This is a genomic window from Sulfurihydrogenibium yellowstonense SS-5 (assembly GCF_000173615.1).
Taxonomy (GTDB): Bacteria; Aquificota; Aquificia; order Aquificales; family Hydrogenothermaceae; genus Sulfurihydrogenibium; species Sulfurihydrogenibium yellowstonense.
Genome location: NZ_ABZS01000059.1, coordinates 1 through 8,719 on the forward strand (window position 1 = coordinate 1; position 8,719 = coordinate 8,719).

Consider the following 8,719-nt stretch of genomic DNA (forward strand, 5'->3'; position numbering starts at 1 on the left):
AATCTCATACTTTTCTTTTCAAGTCAAAAAATCAAAAAAGGGATCCTTCGGACTTACGTCCTCAGGATGGCAAAAAGGTAAACTTACAAAAATTTTGGAGCACCTTATAAAATTTCTCTTATTTCACTCCCTCACTTTAATCATAGAAAATGATTTAAAATTTTGTTAAATTTAAAACAAAATAGTTAAAGAGGTCTCTGTATGATTATTAAGATAAACAGAAATGGTAATTATCAGACTTATGAGATAAATAACATTGAAGATAGAACTACTATTTTAGAAGTTTTGGAGCAAATTAAAAATTATCAGGACCCGAGTTTATCATACAGAGCCCAATGTAGAGCTTCCATTTGCGGAACCTGTGCAGTGAAAGTAAATAGTCAAACAGTCTTAGCATGTAAAACAAAAGTAAAAGATTTAGCGGTTAATGATGAAATAGTGATAGAGCCTTTATCCAACATGCCTGTTATAAAAGATTTAGTTGTAGACCATGATGAATTTTTAAATAAATTAAAAAAAGCCAAGGCATGGCTTATTCCAAAAGAACCTTTTGAAAAGGTCTATCCCGAGGATTTGGCAACATATGACAGAGAAACAGACTGTATTTTGTGCGGAATTTGTTATAGTGTTTGTCCAGCTTTTACAAATGATAAAGATTTTGGCGGTCCTATAAACTTTGTTAAAATTTTTAGATTTTGGAAAGATAAAAACGATGCGTTAAATGATGAAAGAATACAAACAGCCGCTGAAAATAATATAACTTCATGCATACATTGTAAATACTGCACTTTTTCATGTCCAAAACAAATTCCAGTAGAAGAAGACATCTTACAATTAGAATTCTATGGAAAGCAAAAAGGCATAATCAAAAAGCAAGAAGACTTTGGATTTAACTTTGGATTTGGATTTTAGTAAGATGTAAGAGTTAGCATTCTGGCTCCTCCACCGCTTCTGATTTTTATCTACATAATGCATTTTACGTCTAATGTTATTGCAAAAGCCCTGTTAAACATCGCAAAGCATTTATGTTAAAATTTAGATATGTTGAAAAATAAGAAAAACACTGTAGTGTAAGCCATAATTATAAACAAAAATAAAAGATTGATTATACCTCGGGTGAGAAATTCAAATATAAATAGAATACCTAAAAAAACTCCTTGGTGGCAGTTAAAATTTTAATAGCAAAAATTCCACCAAGGAGGTAAAAATGCAAAACTCTAATCTTTATTCACAATATTTCAAAAAATCTCTGAGCATTTAACTATACTTTTAAACATTCAATCAAAAAAGAAAGCAGGTAGGCCACCTAAGGTATCTGATTTACAACTTGCAGCTTTATATATCACATCCTACATTTCAAACACTCCTATTCTTACACTTGCCAGATTTTTAATTTATCCTTCTATTCAATCTTGGCATCTGTTTAGAAAATCAAAATCAGAAAGAGTTTACAAAATCCTCAGAGAATATTGGCTAAGAAGAATTGCTATTATTATGATACTTAAAATTGTTCTTGGAAAAAAGAAAGCTTATAGTAGATGGTACTATAATTGAAGTAGCAAGATTAAGTAGAGCAAAAACTAAAAAGATAAAAAGAGTTTCAGGAAAAAGATATTGGGTAAAAAGAAAGAGGAAAATATACAGCGAGCATTTGAAGAAAGAGATAGAATATGTGAAGATAAACAAGAAAAGAGTAAAAGACAAATTATTGAAGCAGTGAATTCTCAAATAAAGAATTTCAATCTTATAGGTAGATGGAGAAAGGTTAAGACTTTTGTTGCTTATCTATATGCATATGCTATTGGTTATAGCTTTTTTAGAAAAAGTAAACTATGGAGGTAATTTCTCGCCCAAGGTATATAATCATTGCTTTTTATATTATCTAAACTAATATCGCCTGCATAAGAAGTTTAATATATACATACTTTATGCTATAATTTCAAAATAAACAAGTAATATAAAGGTAAAAAAATGGAAAAGCTTGGAATAGTTGTAGGTTCTACAAAACCAAACAGAGTTAATTTCTTATCTAATAAACCACTCAGACTTGGTCAGTTTGTGATTTTAAAATACTTTGACGGCGATGAAGAAATAAGACTTCTTGGGATGATTAACAAAGTTGAAAGAGAAAATAAATATATTCCGGAAGATATTCCAAATTATGAAAAAATTGACAGATTGATAAAAGAAAGTTCAAGCGAGACAAAGGTTAAAGGAGAAATTCAAATTCTTGGAAAAATCGCAGAAAGAGATAGCGGAGTAACTCTCGAATTTCAAAGGACGCCTCCCCTTCCGGCGTCAGAAGTTTTAAAGCCGCCAAAAGAAATATTAGAGAGACTCTTTGGCTCAAAAGGAAAAAATTATATAAAAATTGGAAAACTTTTAAGTGAAGCAGAAGACGTAAATGTGTATATTGATATTAATCAAATCGTTTTAAGGCATCTTGCAATCCTTGCAATCACAGGAGCAGGAAAGTCTAACACAGTATCGGTACTGCTTGACAATATAGTTAATTTAAAAGGAACTGTTGTTGTGTTTGATTTTCATGGAGAATATACAAGAGCTGAATTTAGAAGAGATGGAAAAAATGTTGTAAATGTTATAAAACCCCTCGTTGACCCAACTACCCTTGATAGAAAAGATTTTGCAAAGCTAATAGGAATTAGAGAAAATGCAACTATTCAGTATAGATACTTTAAATATGCAGTTGATAAAGTAGAAAAAGACTTAGAAGATGAAAAAGGCGATGATTGGAAAAGGTTTGTAGAGACTGAACGTTTTTTTGAAAGATTGATTGGTGAGCTTGAAAGTTGGAAGGATGAAGAAAAATCATCTCCATTTAAAGGTAAAATCAGAGAAGAGTCTCTTTATGAAGTTATAAATAAAATTGAAGATACAATGGTAGACCTAAGCCATATAATAAAAATTGGTGCAAAAGACCTTATAGAAAATATAAGACCGGGCATGGTAAATGTTTTTGATTTTTCAGAAGTTGATGAAGAAGTAGCAGATGCCCTTGCATCTAACATTTTAAAACATTCTTTAATAGAAAGAAAAAAAGCAGTAAGAGGAAGTGATAGCAAAATTCCAAACCCAATTTTAATCGTTGTTGAAGAAGCCCATATTCTTGCAGGTGTTAAATCCGATACAGACTCTAAATATTGGATGACAAGAATAGCAAGAGAGGGTAGAAAGTTTGGACTTGGATTATGTGTTGTTACACAAAGACCAAAAGGCTTAGATAAAGAAATTTTATCTCAGATGAACAACATGATAATACTAAAACTTGTTGAACCAGAAGACCAAAAGCATGTTCAAAGTGCAAGTGAATCATTATCCTCTGAGCTTATGGAATACCTGCCATCTCTTAACCCAGGAGAAGCTATAATTCTTGGAAATATGACAAAAATTCCACTACTGATCAAGATTGACAAAGCTAAAGGAAAAATACAAGGTAATGATATACCGGTTGTTGATAGATGGCTTGGCTCAGAAGAAAAGGTGAGTAAGTTGGAAGATTTAAAGGACTTTTAAAATGTTTAGAGATAGAGAAGAGGCGGGAAGATTACTTATTGAGCTTTTAAAGAAATATAAGATTGATAAGGAAAAAACTGTTATTTTAGCCATTCCAAGAGGGGGCGTTCCGGTTGCTTATGAAGTTTCTAAAAAGCTTGGGATACCATTTTCGTTGGTCATTACTAAGAAATTAGCTCCTCTTAGAGACCCTGAAGCAGCATTTGGAGCAATTGCACCGGATGGAAGTCAAGTAATAGATGAAGTCTATATGAAATATATGGGAGTATCCTCTTCAGAGCTTGAAATTGTAAGAGAAAATGCATTAAAAGAGATAAAAAACAGAATTATAAAATATCTAAATGGAAAAGAGCCAAACTTAGAAGGTAAAGATGTTATTATAATTGATGATGGAATAGCTACAGGGTATACAGCAATAGCTGCAGCGATGTACGTAAAAAATAAAGGTGCTAATAATGTATACCTTGCTACTCCAGTATGTCCGACAGATAGCATTCCAAGAGTAAAGAAATATTTTGATGATGTATTTTTCTATGAAAAATCAGATTCTCCATTTTTTGCAGTAGGTGCAGTTTATGAAGATTTCCATCAAGTAAGCGACCAAGATATGTTTTTTATCATTGAAGAAGCCAAAAAGAATGGGTTATTTTATATTTAAAATGCTTTGGGGCAAGAAATTAGTGGTTTTTATGAAATTTAAAAATGAGTTCCTTCGGCCTTCGGCCTCAGGATGACAGTGAAATATTGATTGATAAATATCAGAGAAAAGATAACCTTTATTGTCATTCTGAAGCCGGCAAAGAATCTCATACTATTAATAAATTTTTCACCCGACGTTTAACAGGCATATGGATTATTTTATACTTAAAAATTTTTTAAAGGAGGTGTAAGATGAAAAAGTTATCATTTTTAGTAGCAGCCGGGTTATTGTTTGGTTGCACAACAACGCAAACAGTTCAAGTACCACAAGAAAAAGAGCCAAAAATAAAAGAAATTGGTGAAGCAACATCTATGAAACTGCTTAAAACATTAAGAGGTGAGCTTTTAAATGCAATGCAACAAGGCGGACCAGACCAAGCTACAGAAGTTTGTTCTAAAAAAGCTATGACTTTGACAAAGCAAATAGAAAATGAAACAGGTTATAGCATAAAAAGAACTACTTTCAAATACAGAAACCCGGCTAACAAACCGGATAAATATGAAGAAGAAGCATTAAACTACTTTGAAGAAGCAATCAAATCAGGTAAAATGCCGGCTTATTATGTTCAGGCTATAAAAGAAAATAATAAAATAGTTTACAGATACTACAAACCTCAAAAAGTAGAAGGTTTATGCTTAACATGTCATGGCGACCCGTCATTAATGGACCCAAACCTTGTTAAAAAGATTAAGACTTTATACCCTACAGATATGGCTGTGGGTTATAAAGAGGGGGACTTTAGAGGTGTTGTTAGAGTTTCTATTCCTGAGGATAAATTAAAATAAAATAAATAAATGGGGCTTTAAAGCCCCCCTTTCAAAAATTTATATCACTCTTCAATTACTTCCGTTACTAATGCACCGGATGGGCATTCTTCTGTAACTTCTAATACTCTTTGAGCTAATTCGCCTTCGATGATAGCACCATCACCACCAACCTCAGCTTTGACTTGTGCAATTCCATCTCCAGCGTCTTCATAAACTTCTGGAACTTCGTTATAGCAGAGTGCGCAAGCCGTGCAAAGGTCTTTGTCTACTTGAACTTTTACCTTCATAACATACCTCCTATAGAATTTTTTAATGAAGTAGCTTTAATAGTATAGCTTATTATATATAAATTTTCAAATAAAACAAGGTTATAATTCTGACCAAAATCACAGTAAATATGCATATTAAAAAAGCAGACAATTAAAAGTAAGTTTAATCACAGATACCAAAATCCAAAACCCCCACCTATGATATAATTTTATGAATTTTTGATAGATAAAATTCACCTTGGGGTGAGAAATTAGTAATTTTTATAGAATTTAAAAATGAGATCCTTCGGTTTTACGGCCTCAGGATGACAGGAAAAGGTTGAATGATAAATATCAGAGATAAGGATAGCCTAAGATGTCATTCTGAGCGAAGCGAAGAATCTCATGTTTTTTTGAATTTCTCGCCTGACGTATTTTATGAATTTTTGATAGATTAAATACTTAAATTTTAAGCCCCTATCAAGGAGTGATGTCATGACAAAAAGAATAATAGAGTTTACAGATGTTACACTTAGAGATGGTCAGCAAAGCTTACTTGCTACAAGAGTTAGAACTGATGACTTACTTCCAGCATTAGAAAAATTAGATGATGCTGGTTTTTGGTCGTTAGAAGTATGGGGTGGTGCAACTTTTGACGTTTGCTTAAGATATTTAAAAGAAGACCCTTGGGATAGGCTTAAAAAGTTTAAGCAAGCGGCAAAAAATACCAAGCTTGAGATGCTGCTGAGAGGTCAAAATTTAGTAGGTTATAGACACTATCCGGATGATGTAGTAGAAGCATTTGTTAAAAAGGCTGCTGAAAATGGAATAGATGTTTTTAGAATTTTTGATGCTTTAAACGATGTAAGAAATATGGAAGTAGCTATCTCTGTTGCAAAAGAATGCGGGAAAATTGTAAAAGGCGTTCTTTCATACACAATAAGCCCGGTTCATACAGTAGATTATTATATTAATGTTGCAAGACAGCTTAAAGATTTAGGTGTAGATATTATTAGCATAAAAGACCAAGCCGGAATACTATCTCCTAAGGTTGCCTTTGAATTGGTTTCAAGACTAAAAGAAGAGATAAAACTTCCTGTCCATATTCATTCGCAATCAACCGCAGCATTGGCAGAAATGACGCTTTTAAAATCAGTAGAAGCCGGAGCAGACATTATTGACACAGATGTTTCTACATGGTCTTGGCTTACAGCCCATCCTCCATGTGAGACGATGGTATACACATTAAAAGAGTTTGGCTATGAAGTTAAAGTAGATGTGGATATTGTTTTACAGGTAGCAGAGTACTTAAAAGAAGTAAGAAAAAAATACGCTAAATACGATACAACTGATAAATGGCCGGATACACAAGTATTAATACATCAAATCCCCGGTGGAATGATGTCAAACTTTATAAATCAGCTTAAAGAAAATAATGCACTTGATAAACTTGACGAAGTTAAGAAAGAGGTTGCATTAGTAAGAGAAGACCTTGGATATCCACCGCTTGTAACACCAACAAGTCAGATAGTAGGAACGCAAGCACTTTTAAACGTATTACAAGGAGAAAGATATAAAGTTGTTACGAAAGAAACAAAAGACTATGTGAAAGGTCTTTATGGAAGACCGCCGGCACCAATAAAACCGGATGTTATGAAGAAAATAATCGGAGATGAAACACCAATCCAAGTAAGACCTGCAGATTTATTAGAACCAGAGCTTGATAAGTGTACGCAAAAAGCTTACGAGAATGGTGCAAGAAATGAAGAAGATGTTCTTTCTTACTGCCTATTCCCACAAGTAGCCGTAGAGTTTTTCCAATGGAGAGAAAAATTTGAAAAAGGCGAAGCTCTTCCACCGGAAATAGAAGAAATCAAATTTGAAGAGGCTAAAAACTTAGCACCGATAGAGTTTAACATCACAGTACACGGCGAACAGTACCATGTAAGAATTGCAGGGGTTGGCAGTCCAGTAGAAAATAGGAGACCATACTTTATCAGAATAGATGGAAGGTTAGAAGAAGTAATCGTCCAACCGATAACGGTCATCGAGGTTGGTCCTACAGCAGAAACTTTACCGTTGCCGGAAGGTGGTAAAGCAGTTTTTGGAAGACCAAAAGCTGTAGGTGTTGGAGATGTGAGTTCTCCAATGCCCGGCAAGGTAGTATCTATAAAAGTCAACGTAGGAGACAGGGTTAAAAAAGGAGATGTATTGCTTACAGTAGAAGCTATGAAGATGGAAAATGAAATCCATTCACCAATAGATGGAACAGTAAGCGAAATATTCGTTAAAGTTGGAGATAATGTAAATCCTGACGAATGTTTAGTAAGAGTTTCTCCAGAATAATAAATGAAAAAAATTTTCCTGAGCGTTGGCGAAATTTCAGGAGACAATTACGCTTCTGAACTTACAAAACATTTAAAAGAATATGAGCTTATAGGAATAACAGGTCCAAAAATGAGGGCAGTCGGTGTAAAGCCGATTGCCAACCTTGAAGATATATCCGTTGTAGGTCTAACAGAGGCTCTTAGTAAATACAAAAAAATCAAAGAAGTATTCAAACAATCAGTCCAAGCTTTAAAATCAGGCGTTGACCTGTTAATCGTTGTAGATTTCCCAGGGTTTAACATAAAACTTTTAAAAGAAGCAAAAAAGCTTGGAATAAAGACCGTGTATTTTATCTCTCCTCAGGTTTGGGCTTGGGGAAGTGGCAGAGTTAAAGAAATAGTAGAAAATACGGATTTATTAATATCTATCCTACCTTTTGAAGAAGAAATTTATAAACCCTACGTATCGGATAAATTCAAATTTGCCTATGTAGGACACCCGCTTTTAGATATAATCAAAATCTATGAAAATGAAGATAGCTTTAAGCAGAAATTAAACATTCCAAAGAATAAGAGAATCATAGGACTTCTTGCAGGCAGTAGAGAAAGCGAAGTAAATGTAATCCTCCCAATGTTAATAGAAGCAGCAAGACTGCTAACAAAAACATTCGACGACCTGCATTTTGTAATTCCGGCTACTGTCAATATGGTAGATAGAGTATTAGAAAAAGTTGACTTTAGTCTTCCTATAACCGTGATCACATCCAACCTATCAGATAAAAACCTTCCTAAGTTTGAAAATCCTTCATATGAAGTAATGAAAAATGCAGTTTTTTCGATAATCACGTCAGGAACTGCAACCTTAGAAGCTGCTATTATTGGAAATCCATTTATCATTGTTTATAAGGTAAGTCCGATTACTTACTTTATTGGTAAAAAACTTGTAAAGATAAATTATTTAGGACTTCCTAACATAATAGCCGGCAATGAAATTGTACCGGAGCTTTTACAGGATAGATGCAACCCTCTTGATATTGCTAATAAGACCCTTGAATTTTTGACAGATAAAAATCTGTATGAAACCCAAAAGAGAAATTTAGAAATAGTTAGAAAATCTCTTGGAGAAAAAGGAGCTATAGAAAG

The 8,719-nt window shown here is 33.4% G+C and carries 9 protein-coding genes; 8 read left to right on the forward strand and 1 reads right to left on the reverse strand.

Going from position 1 to position 8,719, the window contains the following annotated elements; all coding sequences use genetic code 11:
- The first annotated feature begins 201 nt into the window (after positions 1-201).
- The 6 genes from SULYE_RS03545 (at position 202) to SULYE_RS03565 (ending at position 5,019) form a co-directional block, all read left to right on the forward strand.
- Entirely contained in the window at positions 202-912 is a 711-nt protein-coding gene (locus SULYE_RS03545; protein ID WP_007546572.1) for a succinate dehydrogenase/fumarate reductase iron-sulfur subunit, read from the forward strand.
- A gap of 595 nt (positions 913-1,507) precedes the next feature.
- Entirely contained in the window at positions 1,508-1,720 is a 213-nt protein-coding gene (locus tag SULYE_RS03550) for a hypothetical protein (protein WP_198001795.1), read from the forward strand.
- A complete protein-coding gene (locus SULYE_RS08650) occupies positions 1,717-1,842 on the forward strand; it encodes a hypothetical protein (protein WP_269479097.1) in 126 nt (41 codons plus the stop codon). Before SULYE_RS03550 ends, SULYE_RS08650 begins: the two co-directional genes overlap by 4 nt.
- Positions 1,843-1,971: 129 nt before the next feature.
- Positions 1,972-3,534, forward strand: coding sequence for an ATP-binding protein (locus tag SULYE_RS03555; RefSeq protein WP_007546576.1), 1,563 nt, complete (start codon positions 1,972-1,974; stop codon positions 3,532-3,534).
- A gap of 1 nt (position 3,535) precedes the next feature.
- A complete protein-coding gene (locus SULYE_RS03560) occupies positions 3,536-4,192 on the forward strand; it encodes a phosphoribosyltransferase (RefSeq protein ID WP_007546577.1) in 657 nt (218 codons plus the stop codon).
- Between the two features lie 233 nt (positions 4,193-4,425).
- Positions 4,426-5,019: a Tll0287-like domain-containing protein gene (locus SULYE_RS03565; protein ID WP_007546579.1), complete on the forward strand. Its 594-nt coding sequence runs from the start codon at positions 4,426-4,428 to the stop codon at positions 5,017-5,019.
- Positions 5,020-5,063: 44 nt separating this feature from the next.
- Here SULYE_RS03565 and SULYE_RS03570 read toward each other — a convergent pair whose 3' ends face one another.
- Positions 5,064-5,288 (reverse strand): ferredoxin, encoded by a 225-nt coding sequence (locus SULYE_RS03570; protein WP_007546581.1) that lies wholly within the window; start codon positions 5,286-5,288, stop codon positions 5,064-5,066.
- A 456-nt stretch (positions 5,289-5,744) separates the two neighbouring features.
- Here SULYE_RS03570 and oadA point away from each other — a divergent pair, with 456 nt between their 5' ends.
- Together oadA and lpxB are read left to right on the forward strand one after the other, a co-directional pair.
- Positions 5,745-7,595 carry a sodium-extruding oxaloacetate decarboxylase subunit alpha gene (gene oadA, locus SULYE_RS03575; RefSeq protein ID WP_007546583.1) on the forward strand — a complete coding sequence of 617 codons (1,851 nt, stop codon included), beginning with the start codon at positions 5,745-5,747 and terminating at the stop codon, positions 7,593-7,595.
- 3 nt (positions 7,596-7,598) lie between these two features.
- The coding region (gene lpxB / locus SULYE_RS03580) for a lipid-A-disaccharide synthase (protein ID WP_007546585.1) at positions 7,599-8,719 on the forward strand (1,121 nt) is incomplete at its 3' end.

Bases quoted from the DNA above. Each gene is read 5' to 3' on its own strand.
- SULYE_RS03545 (WP_007546572.1), top strand. From the start codon at position 202: ATGATTATTAAGATAAACAGAAATGGTAATTATCAGACTTATGAGATA.
- SULYE_RS03555 (WP_007546576.1), top strand. From the start codon at position 1,972: ATGGAAAAGCTTGGAATAGTTGTAGGTTCTACAAAACCAAACAGAGTT.
- SULYE_RS03560 (WP_007546577.1), top strand. From the start codon at position 3,536: ATGTTTAGAGATAGAGAAGAGGCGGGAAGATTACTTATTGAGCTTTTA.
- SULYE_RS03565 (WP_007546579.1), top strand. From the start codon at position 4,426: ATGAAAAAGTTATCATTTTTAGTAGCAGCCGGGTTATTGTTTGGTTGC.
- SULYE_RS03570 (WP_007546581.1), bottom strand. From the start codon at position 5,288: ATGAAGGTAAAAGTTCAAGTAGACAAAGACCTTTGCACGGCTTGCGCA.
- oadA (WP_007546583.1), top strand. From the start codon at position 5,745: ATGACAAAAAGAATAATAGAGTTTACAGATGTTACACTTAGAGATGGT.